Here is a 24,878-nt window from a genome sequence, read left to right as displayed (position 1 = left end):
TCCGCTAGAGCCGTGGATACCAGACACTATGGCTCATTGACAGCAACGCTCACTGATCAGGCTCAAGCAGCGGTTGTCGCAGCTGCCCGATTGTCCGAAACAGCCGCGCTCGGCCGCAATCGGAAGCTGTCGTCCGTCGTGCCCGCCTGCGGTTGTCGCAGCCGGAGCCATACTTGCCCTCCTTGCCATGTGTAGAAGCCAATCGCCCTGCAGGAGGAAAGCCCATGTATCGCCGTCGTCAGCTGTTGCGAGCGTCCACGATCTGTATGGCGGCCGCTGCCCTCGGCGCGTGGCTGCCGCGGCTGGGCCTCGCGGCGCAGCAAGTGCAGCGCCGCGCGATCCCGTCAACCGGCGAGATGCTGCCCGTCATCGGCCTCGGCACCTCGATCACGCACAATGTCAGCCTTGACGATCCGCGCATGGACCGCCTGCTCGAGGTGCTGCGGGTGCTGGTCGAGGGTGGTGGCTCGGTGATCGACACCGCGCCGAGCTATGGCAATGCCGAGCGCGTCGTCGGTGAGCTGGTCGAGCGCCTGGGCGAGCGCGGCCAGGTGTTTCTCGCCAGCAAGGTGTCTTCGACCGGCCGCGAGCGCGGCCTGGCGCAGATCGAGGCGAGCTTCGAGGCCCTGCAGACCGAGGTCATCGACCTGATCCAGGTGCACAACCTGCAGGACACCCGCACCCAGCTCGGCCTGCTGCGTGAACTCAAGCAGGAGGGGCGGGTGCGCTACATCGGCGTAACGCACTATCTGGAATCGGCCCACGATCGCCTGCTGGACACCCTGAAGCAGGAGCAGGTCGACTTCGTGCAGTTCAACTATTCGGTGGGCGAGCGCAACGCCGAGAAGCAGCTGCTGCCGTACTGCGCCGACCACGGCATCGCCACGCTGATCAACCGGCCGTTTACCCGTGGCAACCTGCTGTCCAGGGTCAAGGGCAAGCCGTTGCCGGACTGGGCCGCGGAGATCGACGCCAGCTCCTGGGCGCAGCTGCTGCTCAAGTTCATCCTCGCCGAGCCGGCGGTAACGGTGGTCATACCGGCCACCTCCAACCCGCGCTACATGACCGACAACCTGCTTGCCGGCCAGGGCCGTCTGCCCCATGAGCGGCAGCGGCAGATGATCGTCGACGCCTTCCGCTGAGCCGAGCCGAATGCCCGTCGCTCCGGCTGCGCGCCTCGCCGCGCTGATCAATGCCCACCCCGGCGAACTCCGCGCGGCGCTGGCCGGCTTCGGCCTGTTCTTTTGCCTGTTCGCCGGCTATTTCATGCTGCGCCCGATCCGCGAGTCCATGGGCATTCAGGGTGGTGTCGAGAACCTGCAATGGCTATTCACCGCGACCTTCATCGCCATGCTGGTGGCGGTGCCGCTGTTCGCCTGGCTCAACTCGCGGGTGGCGCGCGTCCATTACATCGACTGGGTGTACGGCTTCTTCTGTGTCAACCTGCTCGTGTTCGCCGGGTTGTTCTTCCTGCTCGAAGACAGCATCTGGCTGGCGCGGGTGTTCTACGTGTGGATCTCGGTCTACAACCTGTTCGTGGTCTCGGTGGCCTGGAGCCTGATGGCCGATGTGTTCGATGCGGCCCAGGCGCGCCGGCTGTTCGCCTCCATCGCCGCGGGTGCCAGCGTCGGCGGGCTGGTCGGACCGGCGCTCAGTGCATTGCTAGTGGTCGTGTTAGGACAGTTTGGTTTGATGCTGTTGGCAGCGCTGCTGCTGGCCGCCGCGGTGGCCATCAAGCATTACCTGATGGCTTGGCGTGAACTGCTTGGTGCCGGCCGCCCCGGTGCCGAACACGCCGAAAGTCCACGGCGACCGGTAGCGGGCAATCCATTCAGTGGCCTGACGCGGGTGCTGGGCTCGGGCTATCTGCTCGGCATCGCGGTGTTCGTGCTGCTGCTGACCACAGCCAGCACCTTTCTCTACTTCGAACAGGCACGGCTGGTCGCCGAGCTGTTCCCTGATCGTGCCCAGCAGGTACGGGTGTTCGGTGCGATCGATTTCGTGGTGCAGGCGGGTGCCTTGCTGTCGCAGCTATTCATCACAGGGCGCATCGCGCAGCGGCTCGGCGTGCGGATTCTGCTGGCAGCGGTGCCGGCACTTGTCTGCCTCGGGTTCATTGGCCTGGCGCTGGCGCCGACCTTTGCCGTGCTGGCCGCTGTGATGATCGTCCGCCGCGTCGGCGAATATGCCTTCGTCCGCCCGGGCCGCGAGATGCTCTTCGCGCCGCTGGATGCCGAGAGCAAGTACAAGGCGAAGAACTTCATCGATACCGTGGTCTATCGCGGCGGCGATGCCGTGAGCGGCTGGGCCAAGAGCCTGCTCGACAGCCTCGGTCAGGGCGCCTGGCTGGTGGGGCTGGTGGGCGCGATGTGTGCGGTTGTCTGGGGTGTGCTGGGTTGGCTGCTCGGTGGTCGGGCTGACCGTGCGGATCAGGGGAAGGAAGCGACTAGATCGTCGTTGTGATGGCACAATGCCGTCTTTCTATCCGGACAAGGATGTCAACATGCGCACAGCGCTGCCCGTACTTCTCGCCACGCTCTTCATGACCGGCTGCAGTATCAAGCAGACCGTAACGCCCGCCAGCCTTTCGGCTGAGCTGCCGCCCGAGATCTGCACGATACCTGCTGTCGGGCTGCGCTCCGGCTTCAACACCACCTATCAACAACTGCTTCGAGACAAGGGTTTCAAGACTCGCCAGCTCGCCGCAGGCAGTAGCCCCTCTCGTTGCGCTCTCGCCACGACCTATACAGGAACCTGGCGCTGGGATCTGCTGCTTTATATGAGCTATGCCGATATTCGCGTCTACGAGAACGGTCGCCAGGTTGGCCAGGCGGAGTATGACGCTCGCTGGGGTGGCGGCCGGCCAGACAAGTTCATCAGTGCCGAGGACAAGATCGCCGAACTGACCGATCAACTCTTTCCCAACGGCGCCCATGGTCTCGGGGCCGTTGCAGAGAAAATGCTCGACGCACCGCTGAGCGAAGATGCCTATCGTCAGCATCAGCTCGAGCTGCTTATGCGCGAGAACCTTCCATACGATCAATACCAGCAGCGCTACCGCGAGCTGATGCAGGAATGACTGAAGCACATCGTAGCCAGCAGCCAGCCGACCCACTTGAGCTCGCAACCGGACGAAGCACCTGAACCTTCGAAGAGACCGGCCCCTCGAATCTTCGTAGACCCGTCAATTATCAGGAGCAGTCGTATGCATGTTCAGGTCAATAGCAACCACATTCCCGGCAGCGTAGAGCTGCACGAGTGGGTCGGCACGACCGTGGAGGATCGCCTGGAACGGTTTGACGATTTCCTCACCCGCATTGAGGTGCATATCAGCGACGAGAACGCGCAGAAGGCCGGCGCCGACGACAAGCGCTGCCAGATCGAGGCGCGGCCGAAAGGCCATCAGGCGGTTTCCGTAACGCACAAGGCCGAGTCGATGCAGCTGGCGGTCGATGGTGCTGCCGAGAAGATGCACCATGCCCTCGAGCATCTGATGGGCAAGCTGGACAGCCGGGTCCTGTCTGGCGGTGAATTGAATGACCCCCTGCGTGACGAGTCACCACAGGCCGTCAAGGATGCGATGCTCGAAGAGGAGTTCCTGGAAAAGCAGGACGAGCTCGACAAGTGATCCTGTCGCCCCGGCTGCGCGCCGGGGCGTTTCCACCAGCTTCATTCTCATTCTATCCCCCTGCTGCCGCCCTGCGCCTTGGCGGCCGGCCCCGTGTATCCGGTAGTCAGATGCAGATCATCCTCGTGCGGCACGGTAGACCCGATCACGGTGCAGCGCGCTGGAGCACACCGGTCGGCATGAAGACCTGGGTCGAGCGCTACAACGCGGCGGAGGTCGTCGCCGCCGAACGCCCGGACAGTCTGGTCGCGCTGGCAGGCTCGGTTGGCATCGTGTTCTGCAGCTCCTTGCAGCGTTGCATCGAATCGCGCTCGCATCTGGAGTGCGACTGCTGTGAACGGCCCGATCCGCTGTTCGCCGAGGCGCACCTGCCTTATCCGGACTGGGGGCTGCCGCTGTTGCCGTCGCGCTTCTGGCGCCTGGTGTTTCGCACCGCCTGGTTTCTCGGCTTTGCCAGCCATACCGAGCACATCGGCGAGTCCACCAGGCGTGCCAGCGCAGCGGCAGAGCGTTTGATCGAGCTGGCCGAGGCCAATGAAAGCGTGCTGCTGATGGGACACAAGATCATGAATGCGCTGATCGCCCGGCAACTTCGCCGGCGCGGCTGGCGTGGTCCATCGCTGCCGCTGCTCATCGGCTACTGGCAGCCGAGTCGCTACAGCAAGGGCTAAAGCCTGCTCCGATCACACCTTCCGCGCGTGTTCCACCTGCCTTCGGTCATTCGGCAACCGCTTTGGCTTGCCAGATGAAACGTTTCAGCTACCTTGAGCAGGAGTCATAACAACAAAGGGAACCCCCATGACCCGTTTGCAGCTTCTCCTCGGCCTGGGCATCTGCCTGGCCACTCCTGCCATGGCCTGGGAACAGGTGCTGATCGACCACGACAAACCGGCGAAGAACTGGCGCATCACCAGCGAAGAGCTGGGCATCGACGCGCCGAAGCCATTCTCGGTCAGCATGCGTACCTTGCATGGCGGGCGGCAGGAAGGCGTCAACCTGATCGAGATCGACAACGGCAACATGCGCATGACCGTTGTGCCCACGCGCGGCATGAACGTGCTGGAAGCGGTGGCCGGCGAGGTACGCCTGGGCTGGGATTCGCCGGTGGATGAAGTGGTCAACCCGGCCTTTATCGAGCTCAACGGGCGCGGCGGGCTGGGCTGGCTCGAGGGCTTCAATGAACTGGTCACCCGCTGCGGCTTCGAGTGGATCGGCCACCCCGGCGAAGACAACGGCGAACTGCTCACGCTGCATGGCCGTGCGGCGAACATTCCGGCCTCGCGGGTAGTGCTGCAGATCGACGAGAAGCCGCCCTATGCCATCCGCCTGCGTGGCGAGCTGCAGGAGAAGGCCTTCAAGAAACTCGACTTCGCAATCCTCACCGAGCTCAGCACAGAGCCCGGCCGCAGCGGATTCTCGTTGCACGACACGCTGACCAATCAGGGCGACTACGCAAAGGAATACCAGGTGCTGTACCACACCAATTTCGGCACGCCGCTGCTGGAGGATGGCGCGCGCTTCGTGGCGCCGGTCAAGCAGGTCTCACCGTTCAACCCCCGCGCGGCGAAGGAGCTGAGCGACTGGCAGCGCTATCGCGGCCCGACCAGGGGCTACGACGAGACGGTGTTCAACGTGGTGCCCTATGCGGACGAACAGGGCCAGACCCTGACCATGCTGCACAACCGCGCCGGCAATCTCGGCGTCAGTGTCGGCTTCAATACCGCCGAGCTGCCGGTGTTTTCGCTGTGGAAGAACACCGATACCGAGAAGCAGGGATACGTGACCGGCCTCGAGCCGGGTACCAGCTTTTCCTACAACCGCCGCTATCAACGGCCGTTGGGGCTGGTGCCGAAGATCGAGCCGGGCGAGCAGAAGCATTTTCGCGTGACCTACGAGCTGCTGGCCGATAGCGCCGCGGTCGACGCCGCGCGCAAACGGATCGAAGCGGTACAGGCCGGTCGCGAGACTGAAATTCGTGACGAGCCGCTGGTTGACCTGACCAGGGACTAATACGGCTGTTGACGACGTGTTGCGAGTGCTGCAGCTCGTCGCCACGATGCGCCCTCAATACGCTGCATTATCTGCGCTGGAGCGCTCTATATCGGGCCTTGCAGGGCAAATGCGAGGCGCGGCTGGGTTCTGAAAGTTTCCGCTTTCTGCCGCTATAGCAAAAGGCTTACAAGAGGCGGCGGCGTTCGACCCTTTTGCCGATCAGGGCATGTAATTAATCTACACCCACTCTGAAGCGCAGGAAGCGCTCAGGATCAGGAAGATCGACCATCGCCAGGACGGCACTCGAATGGATTCGGAATGGTCAGAAAAACCCGCCTCGGCGGGTTTTTGCTTTTCCGCGCTGCATCGACTGCGGCGCTCCCTATAGCGAAAGGCTTACACGCAGCTCAGCCATTGGCGCTTTGTCTGCGCCACGGCGCAGCTTAATCTTTGCCCGTCTCTGAAGCGCAGGACGCGCTCAGGATCAAGGAGGATCGACCATCGCCAGGACGGCAACCGGAAGGATTCGGAATGGTCAGAAAAAACCCGCTACGGCGGGTTTTTTGTTGCCTGTCGGACGATGAAACAAGCACGCGCCGCTGACTCCGTTCTAACTGCTCAGCAGGGAACGCACCAGCATCGAGCGTCGATCGGCTGGGCCAGCTCGTCCACCGCATCGATGAGACCGCAGCGCAGCGCGTCGTCGGGTTCGAGGATCCTGGGTGCGCCGCAAAGATAGGCGCGAATGTCCAGCTGCTCGTCGGCGCCGCGAGTGCGTTCGGCGACAATACGGGCGTATAGCTCCAGATCCCGGTCCAGGCTCATCGCGTATTCCGATATCCGCGCGTGATCCACCGAGCCGTTCAGTGTCCAGTGGAACGGATGAAACAGGAACTTGCTATGGTGGCAGGCCGTTCGGCGCTGCCCGGCAAGGAACACGATGTTGCCCATCGACTCGACCGTTCCAAGGTTATGGGTGTGGACGGGAACAGGTAGAGTGCGCAGGAAATTGTAAAGCGAGAAGCCATAGCTGCATTCTCCACCCATGGTGGCGATCTTGACCACCAGCTCGGACGCGCCCTGTTGCACGGCCTGGGTACAGTGGCTGATCAGCTGAGCCGTATTCACGGTGTTGATTGGCGCAGTGAAATGGATGATATGAGTGGTCATGAGAGCATCTGCCTGCTGCGTGGATACGTGTCAATTGCATATACGATTCGGAATGCCCCGACTGATATTGCATGTTGCGACGCGCGTCGAGTAACCCCTGCTCTTGCTTCGACAGATCGGCTGGGCGTTTTGTTGCGGGATTATGTATGGAGATAACAATCGTAAGTGCGGTGTGCCGGCGCTTTAATTATCGAGTTTCGTATTTGTAGTTATCTCTTAAGAAAAAGCGAGGCGGAAAGTCATGAACTTCCCGCCTCGTTTTTTATTGCGCTGACTATCAGCTATTGCGGCCGCCGCCGTGGCTATTCTGGCCACCCTTACGGCCTGCTTCGGATGCCTTCTCCCGGTCGTTGGCGAAATTGCCACCACTATTCTGGCCACCCTGGCTGCCGGCTTCCGAGGCACGCTCCGGGTCATTCTTGAAGTTGCCGCCGCTGTTCTGGCCGCCCTTGCTGCCCGCCTCCGAGGCCCGCTCCGGGTCGTTCTTGAAGTTGCCACCGCTGTTCTGGCCACCCTTGCTGCCGATCTCCTGATAGAACTCCTTGTCGTGGCTTGCTGCGGTTGCTTCGCCGCCTTTACGCCCGGCTTCGTTCACGCTCATGCTGTCTTTATTGTCAGCCATAATTGCCTCCGCGGAGTTGTGTGGTTTCGGTTTAATAGCGCTTGGCTTACCTAAGAACAGCCAGTGACGCCTCATTAACTCTGAGGGTTGTCGGGAAGGTGTAGTTCAAACTCTGGCAAGACTTGAGACGAACGGTGATAGTTGCAGCTTGATATTAGGCCGCTGCGCTTTTTAAAGATTATTCGCCTGTGACCATATTGAAGTGCCGCTATACCGGAGCGGCCTGGCTAGATTCGGCGTGAAGCCATGATTTGCTCGATCAGCCATTGCAGCGCCGCATCATTCTGCCGTTGCGCCACACTGACGATATCCAGCTCGAAGGGACCGAGCTCGAACGGCAGATCGAACAACCGCAGCGGCAGTAGATCGGCGAAATGGCGTGCCAGCTGCGCCGGCAGCACCGCCGCGAGGTCGCTGCTAGCAACGATGTGTGCGGCTTGCAGGTAGTTCGGTGTGGTGTAGACGACCTCGCGGGCTAGGCCTTGGCCCTCCAGCCACTGATCGACCATGCCGCGGGTCTGGCCGCCATGCACCCAGAGATGGCGCAGGCGCAGGAAGGCTGGCAGGTCGAGGCCGTCCATCACCAGTGGATGATCCCGGCGCACCGCCACCTGCAGCGTTTCGCTGGCCCAGTGTCGGATATGGAAGCGCGATGGCACGTCGAGGAAGCGTCCCACCACCAGGTCGACTTCGCCATTGTCCAGCGCCTCTGTGGGCAGGCTGGGTGTCAGGTGCTGGATCGCCAGTCGAATGCCCGGCGCCCGCTCGGCCAGGCGCCGCATCAGTGCCGGCATGCAGATCAGTTCGACGTAGTCGGTCACGGCGATGCGAAAACGCTGCTGGCTGCACGCCGGATCAAAGGCCTCGCCGGCGATCAGGCTGTGTTCGATCTGTTGCAGCGCATGGCGGATTGGTGCCTCCAGTGCCAGCGCCCGTGGCGTCGGTTGCATGGCCCGGCCGACGCGCACCAGCAGCGGGTCGTCAAGCAGTTCGCGCAGGCGACCCAGCGCGTTGCTCACGGCCGGCTGGCTGAGCGACAGGCGTTCGGCGGCACGCGAGACGTTGCGCTCGCGCAGCAGGGCGTCCAGCACGCGGAGCAGGTTGAGGTCGAAGTTGTAGATATTCACTTGATGAATCCGAAACATCACAAGACTAAATTTCAAAAATAGTAGCGTCTTCGTCTATGGTTGGTCTCCACTTTTTCCAGCCTGCGACGAGGACCGTTCACATGAGCCAACCCCGCTTCGATATCCAGACCGCCGCCGTGATCGGCGCGGGCACCATGGGCCGCGGCATCGTCATGAGCCTGGCCAACGCCGGTGTGCAGGTGCTGTGGCTGGACAACAATCCCGAGATGCTCGAACAGGCGTTGGGCGTTGTCGCCGATACCTACGCGAATAACGTCCGGCAGGGGCGCATCGACGAGGCCGAAGCGGCGGCGCGCCGGGCCCGCATCGCCAAGGCGGCGGATTACCAGGCGCTGGCCGATGTGGATCTGGTGATCGAAGCCGTCTACGAAAACCTCGAACTCAAGCAGAAGATCTTCCGCGAGCTGGACGGCATCGTGAAGGCGGCCGGCATCCTGGCCAGCAACACCTCGGCGCTGGATATCGATGCCATCGCCGCTGTCACCGGGCGCCCGGAGCAGGTGGTAGGCCTGCACTTCTTCAGCCCGGCGCACATCATGAAGCTGCTGGAAATCGTCCGCGGAGCGAAGACGGCGCCAGCAGTGCTCGAGGCTGCCACGGCCCTCGGCAAGCGCATGGGCAAGGTCAGCGTGGTCGCCGGCAACTGCCCGGGCTTCATCGGCAATCGCATGCTCGCCACCTACGTGCGCGAGGCGCGGATAATGCTGCTCGAAGGTGCCTATCCCCATCAGGTGGACGCCGCGCTGCAGGGCTTCGGCTTCGCCATGGGCCCGTTCCGCATGTATGACGTGGTGGGTATCGACCTGGAATGGCGCGCCCGCGAGCTGGCCGGAAAGGGTCAGGACGAGGCCGAGGTGCAGGTGGATAACCGTCTCTGCGAGCTGGGCCGCTTCGGCCAGAAGTCGCGCATGGGCTACTACCGCTACGCCGAGGGCAGCCGCCAGGCCGAGCACGACCCGGAAGTGGACGCCCTGGTGCAGCGCGAGTCCGAGCGCCTCGGCTATGAGCGCCGCGAAATTGGTCCGGAGGAAATCCTCGAGCGCTGCCTGCTGGCCCTGGTCAATGAGGGCGCCAAGATTCTCGAGGAAGGCATGGCCGAGTCCAGCGCCGATATCGACACCGTCTACCTCTACGGTTACGGCTTCCCGGCCGAAGTCGGTGGCCCGATGACCTGGGCCGACCGTCAGGGTCTGCCGGCCATTCGTGAGCGCCTCAACACATTGGCCGAGCGCCACGGCGAGCACTGGCAGCCGGCCGGACTGATCGACAGCCTGGCCACGCTCGGCGGCCGCTTCGCCGACTACAAGAAGGAGGCATGAGCATGGAATACAAGGCTCCCCTGCGTGACATGCGCTTCGTGCTGCACGAGCTGTTCGACGCCACCGGCCATTGCGAATTGCTCGGCAACGGCCTGGACCGCGAGCTGATCGACGGTGTGCTGGAAGAAGCTGCGCGCTACACCGGCGGCGAGATCGCGCCGCTCAATCGCAACAGCGACGAAGAAGGCGTGACCCTGGAAAACGGCGAAGTGCGCACGCCGCAGGGCTTCGTCGAGGCCTACAAGCAGTACGTCGACAACGGCTGGGCGAGCATGACCGGGCCGACCGAATACGGCGGCCAGGGCTTCCCACAGCTGGTGGCCTGCAATTTCCACGAGATGCTGATGGGCGCGTCGCTGTCCTTTCGCATCTATTCCGGCCTGACCGAGGGCGCGGTGCTGGCGCTGTACAAGCACGGCAGCGATGAACTGAAGAATGCCTACCTGGAGAAGCTGGTCAGCGGCCGCTGGAGCGGCACCATGTGCCTCACCGAGCCGCAGGCCGGCACCGACCTCGCGCTGCTGCGCACCCGCGCCGAGCCGCAGGCGGACGGTAGCTACAAGGTCAGCGGCAGCAAGATCTTCATCTCCGGCGGCGAGCACGACATGAGCGAGAACATCGTGCACCTGGTGCTGGCGCGCCTGCCGGATGCGCCGGCCGGGGTGAAGGGCATCAGCCTGCTGCTGGTGCCCAAGTTCATCGCCAATGCCGACGGCACGCCGGGGGCGCGCAATGCGCTGAGCTGCGGCGCCATCGAGCACAAGATGGGCATCAAGGGCGCGGCGACCTGCGTGATGAACTTCGACGGCGCCACCGGCTGGATCGTCGGCGAACCCAATCAGGGCCTGGCGTGCATGTTCACCATGATGAACGACGCGCGCTTCCAGGTCGGCTTGCAGGGGCTTGGCATTGCCGAACAGGCCTATCAGGGCTCGCTGGCCTATGCCCGCGAGCGCCTGCAGTCTCGTGGGCTGGCAGGCGCACAGCATCCGGACAAGCCAGCCGACCCGATCATCGTGCACCCCGACGTGCGCCGCATGCTGCTGACGCAAAAGACGCTGGTCGAAGGCAGCCGCATGCTGGCGGCCTACTGCGCCCGCCAGCTGGACCTCGAACACGGCCATCCCGAGCCGAGCTACCGCAAGGCGGCGAGCAAGCGCGCTGCGCTGCTGATCCCCATCGTCAAGGCATTCTTCACCGACATGGGTCAGGAGGTGGCGAGCCTCGGCGTGCAGGTCTACGGCGGCCACGGCTATATCCGCGAATGGGGCATGGAACAGCTGATGCGCGACAGCCGCATCACCCAACTCTACGAGGGCACCAACGGCATTCAGGCGCTGGATTACATCCGTCGCAAGCTGCTCGGTGACGGCGGCGCGGAACTGTCGGCGCTGCAGGCGGAATTCAGCGAGATTTGCGACCAGCAGATCGATCGCCCGGCACTGCACGAACTGGCCAGCAGGGTGCAGGCACGCATCGGCGAATGGCGCGAGCTGACGGCCGAGATCATCGCCGCCACCGGTCGCGATCCCCAGGAGATCGGCGCGGTGTCGGTGGATTTCCTGCAGTACTCGGCCTATGTCTTGTTGGCCGGCCTCTGGCTGCAGGCCGCGGCGCGTTCGCAGGATGCGCTGGAGCAGGGCGCCGGCGAGGAGGCTTTCTATCAGGCCAAGCTGGCCAGTGCGGATTTCTATCTGCGCCGTGTGTTACCGCGGGCGAGTGCGCATCGGGAAGCCATTCAGGGTGGCGCGGATTGTCTGATGGCGTTGCCGGAAAGCGACTTCGCGTTTTGAGCTAATCGATCACAGGAGGCACCGATGCATCCGTTCAGCTTTGCCACAACCGCTCAATTGATCTGCGAGCCTGGCTCGTCGCGCCGGCTGGCCAGCCTCTGCAAGGAGCGTGGGGCGCGCTCGGTGCTGGTGGTGACCGACCCGGGCATCACCCGTTTCGGCCTGCTCGACGAAGTCCTGCCGGGCTTCGAGACGGAAGGGTTGAAGGTCGCCGTTTACGATCAGGTCGTTGCCGACCCGCCCGAGCACATCGTCCTGGCGGCGGTGGCGCAGGCCAGGGTGTCCCGGGTGGATCTGATCATCGGCTTCGGCGGCGGCAGCTCCATGGACGTAGCCAAGCTGGTTGCGCTGTTGGCCCATCCTGATTGCGCGCAATCGCTGCAGGACATCTATGGCGTCGGCAACGCCCGCGGCCTGCGCCTGCCGCTGATCCAGGTGCCGACCACCGCCGGCACCGGCTCGGAAGTCACGCAGATCGCCATCATCACCACCGGTGAGACGACCAAGATGGGGGTGGTTTCGCCCCTGCTGCTGCCGGACCTGGCGCTGCTCGACGCCGATCTCACCCTCGGCCTGCCGCCGGCAGTGACCGCAGCCACCGGCATCGACGCCATGGTGCATGCCATCGAGGCCTACACCAGCGCGCTGAAGAAGAACCCCATGTCCGACCTGCTGGCCCGCGAGGCGCTGCGCCTCTTGGCGGCCAATCTGGACGAGGCGGTGCACAACGGCAGCAACCGCGAGGCGCGCCAGGCCATGCTGCTGGGCGCCTGCCTGGCCGGCCAGGCGTTCGCCAACGCGCCGGTCGCCGCCGTACACGCGCTGGCCTATCCGCTAGGGGGCAATTTCCACATTCCCCACGGCCTGTCCAACGCTCTGGTGTTGCCGCAGGTGCTGCGCTTCAACGTCAGCGCGGCGGCCACACACTACGGCGAACTGGCACCGATCATCCTCGGCGAGCGCCTGCGCACGGATGATCCGTCCACCTACGCCGAGCAGCTGATCGAGGAGTTCGAGCAGATGAGCGCCCGAGTCGGCCTGCCGACCCGCCTGCGCGATGCCGGCGTGCCGGAGGACATGCTGCCGCAGCTGGCGAAGGAGGCGATGCTGCAGCAGCGGCTGCTGGTGAACAATCCGCGCGAGGTCAGCGAGGCCGATGCGCTGGCGATCTATCAGGCTGCCTACTGAGCCAGTCTTCCTCTTCATTGCGTACCGCGAGAACGACCATGCCCGAGCAACCCAAACACCTGCGCCGCGACTACAAGCACTTTCAGCCCATCACCACGCGCTGGCACGACAATGACATCTACGGTCATGTGAACAACGTCGTCTATTACGGGTTTTTCGACACGGCGGTGAACAACTACCTGATCCAGCAGGGCGGGCTGGATATCCAGGATGGCGACATCGTCGGCTTCGTGGTCAGTTCGGCTTGCGACTACTTCGCCTCGATCGCCTATCCGGACCTGATCGAGGTGGGCCTGCGGGTGGCCAAGCTGGGCAACTCGTCGGTGCAGTACGAGCTGGCGATCTTCCGCGGGGGCGAGCAGGAGGCCAGCGCGGCGGGCCGCTTCGTGCATGTCTTCGTCGAGCGGGCGAGCAACCGGCCGACGGCGATCCCGCCGCGCCTGCGCGCGGCGCTGGAGGCTCTGGCGTAGCGGCTGGATTCATCGAGCCAGAGAAACGAGAACGCCCGGACTCGGCAGGGCGAATCCGGGCGTTCTCGAGGGATGCTGCAGCAGGCCGGCGGCCTGCTCAGGCATCAATGGTGTTTGTGACGATGCTTGTAATGCCCCTTGGCCTTGCCGGGCGGGCCATAGTAGTGGCGGTCGCGGTAACGGCGATCACCTCGGTAGCGGTCGTCATCATCGTCGCCGTAGGCGTTGCCGATTGCGCCACCGGCACCGCCGCCGACGGCTGCGCCGATTAGACCGCCGGTGCTGCCGCCGACCTGCTGGCCGATGACGTTGCCGCCGGCCGCGCCGAGGCCACCACCGATGGCCGCTTCGGTACGGCTGCGCTTGTCGGCGCCGACCATGCCACCTGCCGCACCGCCGACGCCGGCGCCGATGGTCGCGCCAGTCGAGCCACCCAGATGCTCACCCACCACGGAACCGAGCGCGCCACCGAGGGCACCGCCAACGGCGGCTTCGGTGTTGCTGCCGGCAAAGGCGGCTGCGCTGAGCAGGCTGGTGGACAACAGGAAAATCGAGGCGTACTTCATGGTGTGATCCCATATGTGGAATTGCGCCGCGATCCTCACGTGCCGCTTCGCTTCCGGCAAGGGCTTTCCGATGAAATGCGTGATGCAGTTCCTGTTTGCTAACTCTTTGATTTTCGGCCGGAACTTGCGTTGCGGGCGGAGGTCTTAAGTCGATTGTGCGGCGCCAGCAGCTCAATCGCGGGTGGCGCTTGCCGCCGGGCTGTAGACGCGCGGCGGGCTGCGATGCGGCAGATGAATCAGGTTCAGGTTGTGTCGCTGCGCCCAGCGTGTCGCGAGACCGGTGGGGGAGGACAGGCTGACCAGGGTCGGGATGCCTGCGCGCTGAACCTTGTGCACCAGCTCCAGGCTGCAGCGACTGGTGACGATAGCCAGGCCGCCGGCAGCCTCCAATCCGTCGCGCGCCATGGCACCGATCAGCTTGTCCAGCGCGTTGTGCCGACCGATATCTTCCCGCCCCAGACGTATCGTCCCCTGGTTGTCCATGAACAGGGCAGCATGTACCGCGCCGCAGTCGCGTCCCAGCGGCTGATAAGCGGAGATGCGCTCGCGCAGGTCGTGCAGCCAGTGTGCAGGCGGCAGCGCCGCTGGAGGCATGATCGGCAGCTGCGGCAGGGCCTGTTCCAGCGCTTCGACGCCACACAGGCCACAACTGCTGTTGCCGGGGAGCTGGCGGCGCTGCCGCTTGAGTTGCCAGAAGCTGCGGCTGGATATCTCGACTTCCGCCCGCCGGGCGCTGCCATGGCCGTGCAGATGAATGTCATAGATGTCGTTCGGCGACTCGACGATGCCGTTTGCCAGGCTGAAGCCGACGACGAAATCCTCGAGGTCCGCCGGAGAAATCATCATCACGGCCTGATTGAGCCCGTTATAGGCGATCGCCAGCGCGCATTCCTCGGCGAGGTCGACGATGCACCGTTCGGCCTCGTCGATCGGCTGATAGTGATAGCGCTGGCTGGCACCGCTGGGCGTTGGCGTGGCCGTTGCGATACCGGCGGGCAGACGGGAAGGCGCGTTCATCGGCAGGCTCGTAAGGGTCGGTTTCAGGGCCGGAGGTCGGGCAACTGCGCTGCGAGCGCCGATCAGGTTGCCGGCAGCCGGTAGGGTTATGACCCCGCCCGGCCGAAGACGATTCACCGTTGGTCGGCCTTCGCCAGCATGTCGCGCACGCGCTTGGCCAGCGCGTCCAGGTTGAAGGGCTTGCTGATCATGTCCATTCCTGGTTCGAGGAAGTCCGAACTGGCCGCCTGCCTGGCATAACCGGTCATGAACAGGACCGGCAGGCCGGCGCGTTGCTGCCGTGCGATATCCGCCAGTTGGCGCCCGTTCATTCCCGGCAGGCCGACATCGGTCACCAGCAGGTCGATGTCGGGCGTGTTTTCCAGGATGCGCACCGCGGCGTTGCCATCCGCCGCTTCCAGGGCCTGGTAGCCGAGCATCTGCAACACGTCGAGAACCAGCAGACGCACGGCAGGATCGTCTTCGACCACCAGCACCGTCTCGCCCTGCCGAGCGCGCAGCGGGCCATGCACCTCGCTGGTCAGCGGTATCGCCTCGGGCTGGCTGTCGAAGACCGGCAGATAGAGGCTTACCTGGGTTCCCTTGCCCGGTTCGCTGGCGATCTGAACGTGCCCGCCTGCCTGGCGGGTGAAGCCGTAGACCATGGACAGGCCCAGCCCGGTGCCCTGGCCGATCGGCTTGGTGGTGAAGAAAGGCTCGAAGACGCTGGCCAGGACCTTGGCGCTCATGCCGCAGCCGCTGTCGGTCAGGCTCAGGATGACGTAGCGTCCCGGCGCCAGTTCACCTATCTCGCTCTGCTGTCGAAGCTCGACGTTGCGCGTCTCGAGCAGCAGGGAACCGCCGTCGGGCATCGCGTCGCGAGCGTTGATGACCAGGTTGAGCAGCGCGCTTTCCAGCTGGTTCTCGTCGCTCGAGACCGGCCACAGACCGGCTTGCAGCTGGTTGCTGATGCGGATATGGCTGCCCAGGGTGCGGCTCAGCAGATCGTGCATCGACTCGATCAGCTGGTTGAGTTCGACGCACTTGAGATTCAGCGGCTGCCGACGCGCGAAGGCCAGCAGACGATGGGTCAGTGCCGCGGCGCGGTTGGCCGAGGTCACCGCGGCGTCGATGAAACGCTGGGTTTCATCATGGCGGCCGGACTGGATATAGCGCTGGATCAGGTCGAGGCCGCCGATGATCCCGGTCAGCATGTTGTTGAAGTCGTGGGCGATGCCGCCGGTCAGCTGGCCGACCGCTTCCATCTTCTGCGCCTGACGCAGCGCTTCCTGAGCCTGTTCGCGGCTGGCCATTTCCTTGAGCAACCGTTCATAGACTTCGGCCAGCGCCTGGGTGCGCTCCTGGATGCGGCTTTCCAGAGTCTCGTTCAGTTCGCGCAGGGCCTGCTCGGCGCGCCATCGTTCGGTGACATCCAGCGCCATGACGAAAAAACCTAGCACCTTGCCCTGGCTGTCTCGACGCGGCAGATAGTGCACCAGCATTCGTCGCGGCTGCCCGTCACGATGCGGACTGGAAGCCTCGAAGGTCACGTGCTGGCCGGCCAGTGCGGCACGGATGCAGTCACGTCGCTCGGCATAGGCTTTCTCACCGAGCACGTCACGCACAGGTCTGCCGCGCAGCCAGCTCAGTGGGTGGCCGAACCATTCGGTGTAATAGCGATTGTTGAAGCGGAAGCGCTCGTCCTCGTCGATATAGCCGATCAGCACCGGGAGGGCGTCGGTGATCATCTTCAGCTCGGCTTCGCTCTGGCGCAGTGCATCCTCGCTGGCCTGTTGCCGGGTGATATCCATTACCGCGCCGGGAAAGCGCTGCGGTTGGCCGTGCTCGTCGCAATGCCGACGACCGCGCGCGAGGGCCCAGCGCATGGTGCCGTCGGGGCTGCGCAGGCGATAGCGCACCTCGAGTTCTTCGCGGCCGTCGATACATCGCGACAGCGCGGCCTGCAGGCGCGGTATGTCGTCCGGATGAACGTGCTCGAAGAATGCCTGATGACGCAGTCCGGTCGGTCCCGAGCGCTCGACCGGTGCAATGCGCAGCAACTCGGCATGGTCCGGAATGCCACCGCTACGGATGTCCCAATCCCAGATCCCGACCAGGTCACTGGCCTCCAGCGCCAGCTGCAGGCGGTGCTCGCTGATCCGGTGTACTTCGGCACTGAGCTTGTAGTGCAGGGCGGTCTGCGACAGCCGGGTTTCGGTGCGCACGCGTTCGCTGGTTTCGCTCAGGCACAGCAGCAATCCGCCAATGCCGTGCGGCTCGTTGCGTATCGGGCTCAGTGCCAGGTCGAACCAGGCCTCGACCCGCTGGCCGTCGCGCTCGACCGCCAGCTGCTGGTTGCGCAGCGTTCGCGGCTCGCCGCGACGGGCTCTGTCGCATGCCGGGGCGAGCAGCTCCCAGGTCGCGCCCCAGCGCCGGCAGGCCGGCATGCCCAGTTCGGCCGGGTGGCGGTCGCCGATAAGCCGGGCATGGGCGTCGTTGTACAGCTGCAGCGCCTGATCGCCCCAGAGGATGCACATGGGCAGCGGCGCTTCGAGGATGGTGTCGAGCAGCAACCGCAGCGTCTGCGGCCAGCTATCGAGCGGGCCGAGCACGCTTTCGTTCCAGGCATGCCGGCGAATGCGCTCGCTCATCTCGCTTTGACTGTGGGGCCAGAACTCGGCGCCTACTGCTGCCATGTCACTTCCTATCGATCATCCGTGGCTTTTGAACCGCGAATGCCGGGTCTCGACGACCGGCGTTCGCTGTTTCGATGTTGCTCGGCCCTAACTCATCCTGAGTCGGTTCTGCCGGCGGCAATTGTTGCGTAGTGTAAGGCTTCTGGCTGGCCCACGGCAGAGCCAGCCGTCACGCCAGCGGGCCGGTCAGGCTGCTCGCCAGGTCGCGATAATCCTCGACGGCGGCAAACTCCTCGGTATCCTTCGGCGCGCGGCGACTGTCCGGCTCGCGCACCGCGAGCAGGTGGGCGATGCCAAAACGCCGGGCGCTGCGCAGGATCGGCAGGCTATCGTCGATGAACAGGGCGCGTGACGGGTCGAACTCCAGATCCTGGCGCAGCGCATACCAGAACTGCGCTTCCTCTTTCGGGTAGCCATAGTCGTGGGAGCTGATCAGGCGGTCGAACCAGGGCGCCAGTTCGATTTTTTCCAGCTTCAGCGACAACGAGTCGCGGTGGGCGTTGGTGATCAGCACCACGCGCTTGCCAGCCTGGCGCAGCGCGGCGAGAAACTCGTCGGCGCTGGGTCTGAGGGCGATCAGCTCGGCGATCTCACGCTTCATCTCGCGGATCGGCAGGTTCAGCTCGCGCGACCAGTAGTCCAGGCAATACCAGGTGAGCTTGCCGACGTGTTCGTTGAACAGCGGCGCCAGCTCCAGCTCGGCCATGGCGCGGCTGATGCCGTGCAGCTCGGCGTAGCGTTGCGGCAAGAGCTCGAGCCAGAAGTGATTGTCGAAGTGAAGATCCAGCAGGGTGCCGTCCATGTCGAGCAGGACGGTGTCGATGTCGGGCCAGGGCAGGGTGGCGGTCATGGGCGGGCTCGGGTCGGCGAAGGGGACGAACAGGGCGTTCAGCTGGTCGCAAAGCATTCGCGGCCAGCGCGGGAACACGGGTTATGATAGCCGCTCGCGTTTCCAGGAGTTTCCCATGCGCCAGAAACCCACCGTGCTAGCTCGTGAAATCGTTGCCAGCAGCCGCCTGTTCCGCGTCGAGGAATTGCAATTGCGCTTTTCCAACGGCGTGGAGCGTACCTACGAGCGCCTGGTCGGAAAGGGCAGCGGCTATGGCGCGGTGATGATCGTGGCGCTGGCCGACGCCGAGAACGCGCTGCTGGTCGAAGAGTATTGCGGCGGGACCGACAGCTACGAGCTGTCGCTGCCCAAGGGGCTGATCGAGCCGGGCGAGGACGTGCTGGAGGCGGCCAACCGCGAGCTGAAGGAGGAAGCCGGCTTCGGCGCCCGGCGCCTGGAGCTGCTCACCGAACTGTCGCTCTCACCTGGCTACATGAGCCAGAAGATCCAGGTCGTGCTGGCCCGCGATCTCTATCCAGAGCGGCTGCCAGGCGACGAACCCGAGCCGATGCGGCTCGACAAGGTCAGCCTGCACGAGCTGTCCAGCCTGGTACAGCATCCACAGTTCAGCGAAGGCCGCGCACTGGCGGCGCTCTATCTGGCGCGTGATCTGCTGACCCAGCGCGGGGAGTTCGGCCAATGAGTCATCCTTATCTTTCGACGGTGATCGATCTGGTGCGCCAGGCCGGTGAGGCGATCCTGCCGCACTGGCGCAGCGAGCTGGAGGTGCAGGCCAAGGCCGACCAGTCACCGGTGACGGCGGCGGACATGGCGGCACATCATGTGTTGCTCGATGGTCTAAAGGCGCTCGACGGCAGCATCCCGGTGCTCTCCGAGGAGGACTGCGAGGTGCCGCTGGCCGAGCGTGCCGGCTGGACGCGCTGGTGGTTGGTCGACCCGCTGGACGGCACCAAGGAGTTCATCGCCGGCAGCGCGGAATTCACCGTCAATGTGGCCCTGATCGAACAGGGCGAGGTGCGCTTCGGCGTGGTCGGCATTCCGGCATCCGGACGCTGCTACTACGGCGGCAAGGATTTCGGCGCCTGGCGCAGTGAGGCCGATGGCGCGGCGCAGCCCTTGCGCGTGCGTCAGCACCCCACGGGAGCCTTCACCGTCGTCGCCAGCCGGCGCCACAGCAGCCCGGCGCAGGAGCAGCTGCTGAACAGCATGCGCGAGCGCTTCGGGGAACTGGCGTTGGCCAATGTCGGCAGCTCGCTGAAGTTCTGCCTGCTCGCCGAAGGCTCGGCCGATTGCTATCCAAGGCTGGCGCCAACCTCACAATGGGACACCGCAGCGGCACAGGGCGTGCTGGAAGGCGCCGGTGGCGAAGTGCTGGAGGTGGGAGGTGCGCCGTTGCGCTACGAGGCGCGGGAAAGCTATCTGAATCCGTCGTTCCTGGCGCTGCCGGCTGGCGTCGACTGGCGCGAGATGCTGATCGAGCTGGCTGGCCGCGACTGATCGCGCGAGCCAGGCGCGCGATCGACAGAGTATGTGCTGCGCCGCCCTGGCGCAGCCGATCACTTGTGCAGTACGAACTGCCCGGTGAAGCGCACGGCATCGCGACCGTCGGCGGCGAGGATGCGGCTGTGTAGTTCCAGGCGCGAGCGCCCGCGCCGGCGATAGATCGCCTCGAAACGCTCCCAGGCCTCGGGGCTCGGTGCCGAGCAGATGGCCATGGCGTCGTCGACCACCGGCAGTGGATATTCGATCTTGCCTTCGTGGATGACGATATGCCCGTCCTCGATACCGGCTTCGCGCAGGCGCAGATGCAGCCAGCCCCAGCCCGCCAGCACGGCAGCGCAGTAGAGGCTGCCGCCGAACATGCTGCTCTTGTGATTGATGTTCGGCTGCAGCGGCACCTGCAGGCGCAGCTCGTGGTTTTCCCAGCGCTCGACACGCAGCCCCAGCGAGCGGGTCAGCGGAATGTCGTGATGGAGGATGGCTTCCAGGTAGCGGCTATCGCGGCTCATGCCGGGTAGATTCCTAAACGTTGCGAAGATACAGACAGACGCCAAGCATGACTCCTGAGTCACGCTTTGGCCAGTCCGTTCAGGCATTAGTCCAGGGTCGCCAGATCCGCTGCGCGCCCGGCCCTGCGTGCCCCGGGCCGGTGCCGTGGCGGTTGGCGGTGACGTTCGCTGGTGCGCCGCTAGCCGTTGGTCTTGCTGCGATAGGCGCAGTAACCGGGGCGCGGTCCGATGCGCGGGTGGTTGCGGCAGGTATCCGGACGCTTGGCATAGACCGTGCACAGACGCGTCTTGCGGTCCAGGTAGAGGCAGTCGCCATTGGTCAGGCGCGTCAGCGTGAAGATCTCGTGCTTGTGGTTGAAGTGCTCGACGATGCCGGCCTTGCTCAGACGCTTGGCGATGTTCTTCGCCGGCTCGTCGCGCTCGAAGGCATCCACCAGCTCCAGGCGGATCAGGTCATCGATGCGCACCTCCACCGGCAGGGTGCAGCAGGTCGCATGGCAGTCGCGGCACAGGCCGGCGCTGTAGCGCACCCAGGTTTCCAGGCGTTCCGGGTCGGCGGAGGCGATCAGTCTTGTCTTCACGGGAGGTCTTTCGGTGCGGTTGGGCGCGCGGATCATAACGGCTCGCGCGCCAAATACCAGTGCCTTCCGGCGCCGGCCACCGGACAGGCGGTAGCGCAGATGTAAAGGAAACCTGTAACCCTTTTCGGAAACGCCAAATCAGAGGTGAACGGGCGCGGCTGCCGTGAGTCCCTCTTGTGTGTCTTCGCTAACCGAGGTCTGTCCATGACGCAGGAATCAGCCACTGTCACCGCCGAAGAAGTCGCCGCTTTTCGCGAGCGGGTTTTGCGCAAGCTCACCTACTCGGTGGGCAAGGATCCGGAGAACGCTTCCGACTATGACTGGTTCCATGCGGTCGCCCTTGCCACCCGCGACAGCACCATCGACCGCTGGATGGACTGCACGCGCGAGGCCTATACCGGCGGGCAGAAGCGGGTCTACTACCTTTCGCTGGAGTTCCTGATCGGTCGTCTGCTGGTCGACAGCCTGAGCAACCTGGGCCTGTTCGAGGTGGCGCGCGAGGCGCTGGCCGGGCTGGATGTGGACATCGATCGCATCCGTCTGCTGGAGCCGGACGCGGCGCTCGGCAACGGCGGCCTCGGGCGGCTCGCGGCCTGTTTCATGGAGAGCATGGCGACCCTTGGTGTGGTCTCCCACGGCTATGGCATTCGCTATGACCACGGCCTGTTTCGCCAGGCGATCGTCGACGGCTGGCAGCACGAGCAAACCGAGACCTGGCTGGATTTCGGCAATCCCTGGGAGTTCGAGCGCTCAGAGGTCAAGTACCTGATCGGCTTCGGCGGCAGCGTCACGGCGACCACCAACGAGCAGGGCGAGGTCCAGCATTTCTGGCACTGGGCCGAGGGCGTGCGGGCGATCGCCTACGACACGCCCATCGTCGGCTGGCGCGGTGCCGGGGTGAATACGCTGCGCCTGTGGCGCGCGCGGCCGGAAGCGGACTTCCACCTGGCGCGCTTCAACGCCGGCGACCACATCGGCGCCGCGGCGGAAGAGGCCCGCGCCGAGAGCATCTCGCGGGTGCTCTATCCGGCCGATAGCACCGAGGCCGGTCAGGAGCTGCGTCTGCGCCAGGAGTACTTCTTCGTCGCCGCCTCGCTGCAGGATCTGCTGCGCCGCCATCTCAAGCAGCGCGGCTCGCTGGACAGCCTGCCCGACTACACCTCGATCCAGCTCAACGACACCCATCCGGCGATTGCCGTGGCCGAGCTGATGCGGCTGCTGGTCGATGTGCACAGCTACGAATGGCGGCATGCCTGGCGGCTGACCACCGCCACCCTGTCCTACACCAACCACACCCTGCTGCCCGAGGCCCTGGAGACCTGGCCGGTGGGGCTGATGGAACGCCTGCTGCCACGGCATATGCAGATCATCTATCTGATCAATGCCTACCACCTGGACAACCTGCGCGAGCGCGGCATCCACGACGCCGAGCTGCTGCGCTCGGTGTCGTTGATCGAGGAGGAGCACGGCCGGCGGGTGCGCATGGGCAACCTGGCCTTCCTCGGTTCGCACAGCACCAACGGCGTGTCCGGTCTGCATACGCAGCTGATGCGCAAGACCGTGTTCACCGACCTGCATCGCCTCTATCCGCAGCGGATCAACAGCAAGACCAATGGCATCACCTTCCGCCGCTGGCTCTATCAGGCCAATCCGCAGCTGACCCAGTTGCTGGTGGAGCACCTCGGCGAGGAGGTCCTCGACGAGCCGGAAACCCGCCTGCGCGAGCTCGAGCCCTATGCCGAGCAGGCCGCGTTCCGCCAGCGCTTCGCCGAACAGCGGCTGGCCAACAAGCGTCATCTGGCCAACGTGATTCAGGAGCGGCTGGGCATCAGTGTCGATCCGAATGCGCTGTTCGACGTGCACGTCAAACGCATCCACGAGTACAAACGCCAGCTGCTCAACCTGCTGCACACCGTCGCGCTGTACCAGGCGATTCGCTCCGATCCGGGCGGCAACTGGGTGCCGCGGGTGAAGATCTTCGCCGGCAAGGCGGCGGCCAGCTATCACCAGGCCAAGCTGATCATCAAGCTGACCAACGACATCGCCAACACCATCAACGCCGACCCCACGGTGCGCGGGCTGCTCAAGGTGGTGTTCCTGCCCAACTACAACGTCAGCCTAGCCGAGGACATCATTCCCGCGGCGGACCTGTCCGAGCAGATTTCCACCGCCGGGCTCGAGGCTTCCGGCACCAGCAACATGAAGTTTGCCCTCAACGGTGCGCTGACCATCGGCACCCTCGACGGCGCCAACGTGGAGATGAGCGAGCAGATCGGCCTGGAGCACATGTTCATCTTCGGGCTCACCGCGCAGGAAGTGAATGTGCGCAAGCAGGCCAACGAATACAACGCCGAAGCCATCATCGCCGCTTCGCCGCGGCTGGCCGAGGTGCTTTCGGCCATTCGCGGCGGTGCCTTCTCGCCGGGTGACGCCGGGCGCTATACCGGCCTTGTTGATGGCATCAGCTGGCACGATACCTTCATGGTCTGCGCCGATTTCGAGGCCTACTGGCAGGCCCAGCTGGAGGTCGAGGAGCGCTGGCGCGATCCGGCCCGCTGGTGGCGTTCCTCGGTGCTCAATACCGCGCGCACGGGCTGGTTCTCGTCCGATCGCACCATCCGCGAGTACGCCCGGGAAATCTGGAAAGTGATGTGACGGCAGGCCCGCCGGCGCTTTTTCGCTGGCGGGCAGCCGGAACCTGCGGGGCGTTGCGCTCGTGCTGGCAATCTGCTCGCCGCTGCGCTGAACTCTGCGGGGGGCGAACCGGTCTGAGGGGAGTTAGTTTTCCTACGGCCTGCTAAACTGCGCGGGTTTATCCTTCCTCCGGAGTCATTTCCATGTCACGCGTAACCCTCAGTCGCTTCCTCATCGAGCAGACTCGCAGCAACAACACCCCGGCGGATCTGCGCTTTCTCATCGAGGTCGTGGCGCGTGCGTGCAAGGCGATCAGCCATCAGGTCTCCAAGGGCGCGCTGGGCGGCGTACTAGGCAGTGCCGGTAGCGAGAACGTGCAGGGCGAAGTGCAGAAGAAGCTCGATGTGCTCTCCAACGAAATCCTGCTGGAAGCCAACGAGTGGGGCGGCCACCTGGCCGGCATGGCGTCCGAGGAAATGGATAACGCCTACCAGATTCCCGGCAAGTACCCGAAGGGCGCCTATCTGCTGGTCTTCGACCCGCTGGACGGCTCCAGCAACATCGACGTGAACGTCTCGGTAGGCACCATATTCTCCGTGCTGCGCTGCCCGGATGCCTGCTTCAGCCAGAACGACGCTCTCGGCGAGGAAGCCTTCCTGCAGCCGGGCACCAAACAGGTCGCCGCCGGTTACGCCATCTACGGCCCACAGACCATGCTGGTGCTGACCCTCGGCCACGGCGTCATGGGCTTTACCCTCGACCGCGAGCTGGGCAGCTTCGTGCTCACCCATGAGAACCTCAGCGTGCCGCAGAGCACCGCCGAGTTCGCCATCAACATGTCCAACCAGCGCCACTGGGAAGAACCGGTCAAGCGCTACGTCAGCGAGCTGCTGGCCGGCAAGGAAGGCCCGCTGGGCAAGAACTACAACATGCGCTGGATCGCCTCGATGGTCGCCGACGTGCACCGTATCCTCACCCGTGGCGGCATCTTCATGTACCCGCGCGACGCCCGCGAGCCGGACAAGGCTGGCAAGTTGCGCCTGATGTACGAGGCCAACCCGATGTCGATGATCATCGAACAGGCCGGCGGTGCCGCCACCACCGGTTCCCAGCGCATCCTCGAGATTCAGCCGGATTCCCTGCACCAGCGCGTGCCGGTGTTTCTCGGCTCGAAGGAAGAAGTCGAGCGCGTCACCGGCTACCACCAGGGCTGACC

The 24,878-nt window shown here is 64.5% G+C and carries 22 protein-coding genes and 1 pseudogene; 14 read left to right on the top strand and 9 right to left on the bottom strand.

All coding sequences use genetic code 11. The features are described 5' to 3' along the window. Window positions 1–224 precede the first annotated feature (224 nt). The 6 genes from ACX1DW_RS15345 (at window position 225) to ACX1DW_RS15320 (ending at window position 5,638) form a co-directional block, all read left to right on the top strand. The gene (locus ACX1DW_RS15345) at window positions 225–1,142 is read left to right on the top strand and encodes an aldo/keto reductase (protein WP_458991797.1); all 918 of its coding nucleotides are present in this window, start codon (window positions 225–227) and stop codon (window positions 1,140–1,142) included. Window positions 1,143–1,152: 10 nt separating this feature from the next. Then, on the top strand, window positions 1,153–2,463 hold the full coding sequence (locus ACX1DW_RS15340) for an NTP/NDP exchange transporter (RefSeq protein WP_458991796.1): 1,311 nt from the start codon (window positions 1,153–1,155) through the stop codon (window positions 2,461–2,463). 40 nt (window positions 2,464–2,503) lie between these two features. Beyond that, window positions 2,504–3,079, top strand: coding sequence for an Sbal_3080 family lipoprotein (locus ACX1DW_RS15335; RefSeq protein ID WP_458991795.1), 576 nt, complete (start codon window positions 2,504–2,506; stop codon window positions 3,077–3,079). A gap of 126 nt (window positions 3,080–3,205) precedes the next feature. Then, window positions 3,206–3,628 carry an HPF/RaiA family ribosome-associated protein gene (locus ACX1DW_RS15330; RefSeq protein WP_017244747.1) on the top strand — a complete coding sequence of 141 codons (423 nt, stop codon included), beginning with the start codon at window positions 3,206–3,208 and terminating at the stop codon, window positions 3,626–3,628. 110 nt (window positions 3,629–3,738) lie between these two features. Beyond that, entirely contained in the window at window positions 3,739–4,299 is a 561-nt protein-coding gene (locus ACX1DW_RS15325) for a histidine phosphatase family protein (protein ID WP_458991794.1), read from the top strand. A 127-nt stretch (window positions 4,300–4,426) separates the two neighbouring features. Continuing rightward, window positions 4,427–5,638, top strand: a complete 1,212-nt coding sequence (locus tag ACX1DW_RS15320; protein ID WP_458991793.1) for an aldose 1-epimerase family protein — start codon at window positions 4,427–4,429, stop codon at window positions 5,636–5,638. 600 nt (window positions 5,639–6,238) lie between these two features. Here ACX1DW_RS15320 and ACX1DW_RS15315 read toward each other — a convergent pair. From ACX1DW_RS15315 to ACX1DW_RS15305, 3 genes and pseudogenes are all read right to left on the bottom strand, one after another. Further along, window positions 6,239–6,799, bottom strand: a pseudogene (locus ACX1DW_RS15315) (ATP-dependent Clp protease proteolytic subunit); the annotation flags it as partial. 268 nt (window positions 6,800–7,067) lie between these two features. After that, on the bottom strand, window positions 7,068–7,412 hold the full coding sequence (locus ACX1DW_RS15310; RefSeq protein WP_458991792.1) for a con-10 family general stress protein: 345 nt from the start codon (window positions 7,410–7,412) through the stop codon (window positions 7,068–7,070). A gap of 227 nt (window positions 7,413–7,639) precedes the next feature. Further along, the gene (locus ACX1DW_RS15305) at window positions 7,640–8,539 is read right to left on the bottom strand and encodes a LysR family transcriptional regulator (RefSeq protein ID WP_458991791.1); all 900 of its coding nucleotides are present in this window, start codon (window positions 8,537–8,539) and stop codon (window positions 7,640–7,642) included. A gap of 101 nt (window positions 8,540–8,640) precedes the next feature. Between ACX1DW_RS15305 and ACX1DW_RS15300 the strand changes: the two genes are divergently transcribed. Genes ACX1DW_RS15300 through ACX1DW_RS15285 form a run of 4 tightly spaced genes read left to right on the top strand, consistent with a single transcriptional unit; the run spans window position 8,641 to window position 13,330 of the window. Continuing rightward, complete coding sequence (locus ACX1DW_RS15300; protein ID WP_458991790.1) at window positions 8,641–9,879, top strand: 3-hydroxyacyl-CoA dehydrogenase; 1,239 nt, start codon at window positions 8,641–8,643, stop codon at window positions 9,877–9,879. 2 nt (window positions 9,880–9,881) lie between these two features. Beyond that, window positions 9,882–11,672, top strand: a complete 1,791-nt coding sequence (locus ACX1DW_RS15295; protein ID WP_200600669.1) for an acyl-CoA dehydrogenase C-terminal domain-containing protein — start codon at window positions 9,882–9,884, stop codon at window positions 11,670–11,672. Between the two features lie 24 nt (window positions 11,673–11,696). Then, window positions 11,697–12,860, top strand: a complete 1,164-nt coding sequence (locus ACX1DW_RS15290) for an iron-containing alcohol dehydrogenase (RefSeq protein ID WP_200600667.1) — start codon at window positions 11,697–11,699, stop codon at window positions 12,858–12,860. A 38-nt stretch (window positions 12,861–12,898) separates the two neighbouring features. Then, the gene (locus tag ACX1DW_RS15285) at window positions 12,899–13,330 is read left to right on the top strand and encodes an acyl-CoA thioesterase (RefSeq protein WP_020306837.1); all 432 of its coding nucleotides are present in this window, start codon (window positions 12,899–12,901) and stop codon (window positions 13,328–13,330) included. Window positions 13,331–13,434: 104 nt separating this feature from the next. Here ACX1DW_RS15285 and ACX1DW_RS15280 read toward each other — a convergent pair whose 3' ends face one another. The 4 genes from ACX1DW_RS15280 to yrfG form a co-directional block, all read right to left on the bottom strand. Continuing rightward, entirely contained in the window at window positions 13,435–13,896 is a 462-nt protein-coding gene (locus ACX1DW_RS15280; protein WP_102839423.1) for a YMGG-like glycine zipper-containing protein, read from the bottom strand. Between the two features lie 171 nt (window positions 13,897–14,067). After that, window positions 14,068–14,913 carry a formate dehydrogenase accessory sulfurtransferase FdhD gene (gene fdhD / locus ACX1DW_RS15275; protein WP_200600665.1) on the bottom strand — a complete coding sequence of 282 codons (846 nt, stop codon included), beginning with the start codon at window positions 14,911–14,913 and terminating at the stop codon, window positions 14,068–14,070. Window positions 14,914–15,026: 113 nt separating this feature from the next. After that, complete coding sequence (locus ACX1DW_RS15270; protein WP_458991789.1) at window positions 15,027–17,588, bottom strand: hybrid sensor histidine kinase/response regulator; 2,562 nt, start codon at window positions 17,586–17,588, stop codon at window positions 15,027–15,029. Window positions 17,589–17,757: 169 nt separating this feature from the next. Continuing rightward, window positions 17,758–18,438: a GMP/IMP nucleotidase gene (gene yrfG / locus ACX1DW_RS15265; RefSeq protein WP_063541668.1), complete on the bottom strand. Its 681-nt coding sequence runs from the start codon at window positions 18,436–18,438 to the stop codon at window positions 17,758–17,760. Window positions 18,439–18,553: 115 nt separating this feature from the next. On the opposite strand from yrfG, the gene nudE reads away from it, so the two are divergent. Both nudE and cysQ read left to right on the top strand, forming a co-directional pair. Then, window positions 18,554–19,120 (top strand): ADP compounds hydrolase NudE, encoded by a 567-nt coding sequence (gene nudE, locus ACX1DW_RS15260; RefSeq protein ID WP_110778352.1) that lies wholly within the window; start codon window positions 18,554–18,556, stop codon window positions 19,118–19,120. Next, on the top strand, window positions 19,117–19,935 hold the full coding sequence (gene cysQ / locus ACX1DW_RS15255; protein WP_156245419.1) for a 3'(2'),5'-bisphosphate nucleotidase CysQ: 819 nt from the start codon (window positions 19,117–19,119) through the stop codon (window positions 19,933–19,935). Before nudE ends, cysQ begins: the two co-directional genes overlap by 4 nt. Before the next feature lie 59 nt (window positions 19,936–19,994). Here cysQ and ACX1DW_RS15250 read toward each other — a convergent pair whose 3' ends face one another. Next, window positions 19,995–20,447, bottom strand: coding sequence for a thioesterase domain-containing protein (locus ACX1DW_RS15250; RefSeq protein WP_020306830.1), 453 nt, complete (start codon window positions 20,445–20,447; stop codon window positions 19,995–19,997). Window positions 20,448–20,626: 179 nt separating this feature from the next. Further along, entirely contained in the window at window positions 20,627–21,028 is a 402-nt protein-coding gene (locus ACX1DW_RS15245; RefSeq protein WP_020306829.1) for a YkgJ family cysteine cluster protein, read from the bottom strand. A gap of 204 nt (window positions 21,029–21,232) precedes the next feature. Between ACX1DW_RS15245 and ACX1DW_RS15240 the strand changes: the two genes are divergently transcribed. Then, window positions 21,233–23,683 (top strand): glycogen/starch/alpha-glucan phosphorylase, encoded by a 2,451-nt coding sequence (locus tag ACX1DW_RS15240; protein ID WP_200600658.1) that lies wholly within the window; start codon window positions 21,233–21,235, stop codon window positions 23,681–23,683. A gap of 182 nt (window positions 23,684–23,865) precedes the next feature. Next, window positions 23,866–24,876, top strand: coding sequence for a class 1 fructose-bisphosphatase (locus ACX1DW_RS15235; RefSeq protein WP_063541628.1), 1,011 nt, complete (start codon window positions 23,866–23,868; stop codon window positions 24,874–24,876). Window positions 24,877–24,878 lie beyond the last annotated feature (2 nt).

The sequence above is a fragment of the Stutzerimonas sp. KH-1 genome, from assembly GCF_054483855.1.
The sequence above is the reverse complement of the archived record's forward strand: the minus strand, read 5'-3'. Positions and strand labels throughout refer to the sequence as shown.

What these genes read in the sequence shown, in the direction of transcription:
- ACX1DW_RS15345 (WP_458991797.1), top strand. Translation starts at nt 225, where the DNA reads ATGTATCGCCGTCGTCAGCTGTTGCGAGCGTCCACGATCTGTATGGCG.
- ACX1DW_RS15340 (WP_458991796.1), top strand. Translation starts at nt 1,153, where the DNA reads ATGCCCGTCGCTCCGGCTGCGCGCCTCGCCGCGCTGATCAATGCCCAC.
- ACX1DW_RS15335 (WP_458991795.1), top strand. Translation starts at nt 2,504, where the DNA reads ATGCGCACAGCGCTGCCCGTACTTCTCGCCACGCTCTTCATGACCGGC.
- ACX1DW_RS15330 (WP_017244747.1), top strand. Translation starts at nt 3,206, where the DNA reads ATGCATGTTCAGGTCAATAGCAACCACATTCCCGGCAGCGTAGAGCTG.
- ACX1DW_RS15325 (WP_458991794.1), top strand. Translation starts at nt 3,739, where the DNA reads ATGCAGATCATCCTCGTGCGGCACGGTAGACCCGATCACGGTGCAGCG.
- ACX1DW_RS15320 (WP_458991793.1), top strand. Translation starts at nt 4,427, where the DNA reads ATGACCCGTTTGCAGCTTCTCCTCGGCCTGGGCATCTGCCTGGCCACT.
- ACX1DW_RS15310 (WP_458991792.1), bottom strand. Translation starts at nt 7,412, where the DNA reads ATGGCTGACAATAAAGACAGCATGAGCGTGAACGAAGCCGGGCGTAAA.
- ACX1DW_RS15300 (WP_458991790.1), top strand. Translation starts at nt 8,641, where the DNA reads ATGAGCCAACCCCGCTTCGATATCCAGACCGCCGCCGTGATCGGCGCG.
- ACX1DW_RS15295 (WP_200600669.1), top strand. Translation starts at nt 9,882, where the DNA reads ATGGAATACAAGGCTCCCCTGCGTGACATGCGCTTCGTGCTGCACGAG.
- ACX1DW_RS15290 (WP_200600667.1), top strand. Translation starts at nt 11,697, where the DNA reads ATGCATCCGTTCAGCTTTGCCACAACCGCTCAATTGATCTGCGAGCCT.
- ACX1DW_RS15285 (WP_020306837.1), top strand. Translation starts at nt 12,899, where the DNA reads ATGCCCGAGCAACCCAAACACCTGCGCCGCGACTACAAGCACTTTCAG.
- ACX1DW_RS15280 (WP_102839423.1), bottom strand. Translation starts at nt 13,896, where the DNA reads ATGAAGTACGCCTCGATTTTCCTGTTGTCCACCAGCCTGCTCAGCGCA.
- fdhD (WP_200600665.1), bottom strand. Translation starts at nt 14,913, where the DNA reads ATGAACGCGCCTTCCCGTCTGCCCGCCGGTATCGCAACGGCCACGCCA.
- ACX1DW_RS15270 (WP_458991789.1), bottom strand. Translation starts at nt 17,588, where the DNA reads ATGGCAGCAGTAGGCGCCGAGTTCTGGCCCCACAGTCAAAGCGAGATG.
- yrfG (WP_063541668.1), bottom strand. Translation starts at nt 18,438, where the DNA reads ATGACCGCCACCCTGCCCTGGCCCGACATCGACACCGTCCTGCTCGAC.
- nudE (WP_110778352.1), top strand. Translation starts at nt 18,554, where the DNA reads ATGCGCCAGAAACCCACCGTGCTAGCTCGTGAAATCGTTGCCAGCAGC.
- cysQ (WP_156245419.1), top strand. Translation starts at nt 19,117, where the DNA reads ATGAGTCATCCTTATCTTTCGACGGTGATCGATCTGGTGCGCCAGGCC.
- ACX1DW_RS15250 (WP_020306830.1), bottom strand. Translation starts at nt 20,447, where the DNA reads ATGAGCCGCGATAGCCGCTACCTGGAAGCCATCCTCCATCACGACATT.
- ACX1DW_RS15240 (WP_200600658.1), top strand. Translation starts at nt 21,233, where the DNA reads ATGACGCAGGAATCAGCCACTGTCACCGCCGAAGAAGTCGCCGCTTTT.
- ACX1DW_RS15235 (WP_063541628.1), top strand. Translation starts at nt 23,866, where the DNA reads ATGTCACGCGTAACCCTCAGTCGCTTCCTCATCGAGCAGACTCGCAGC.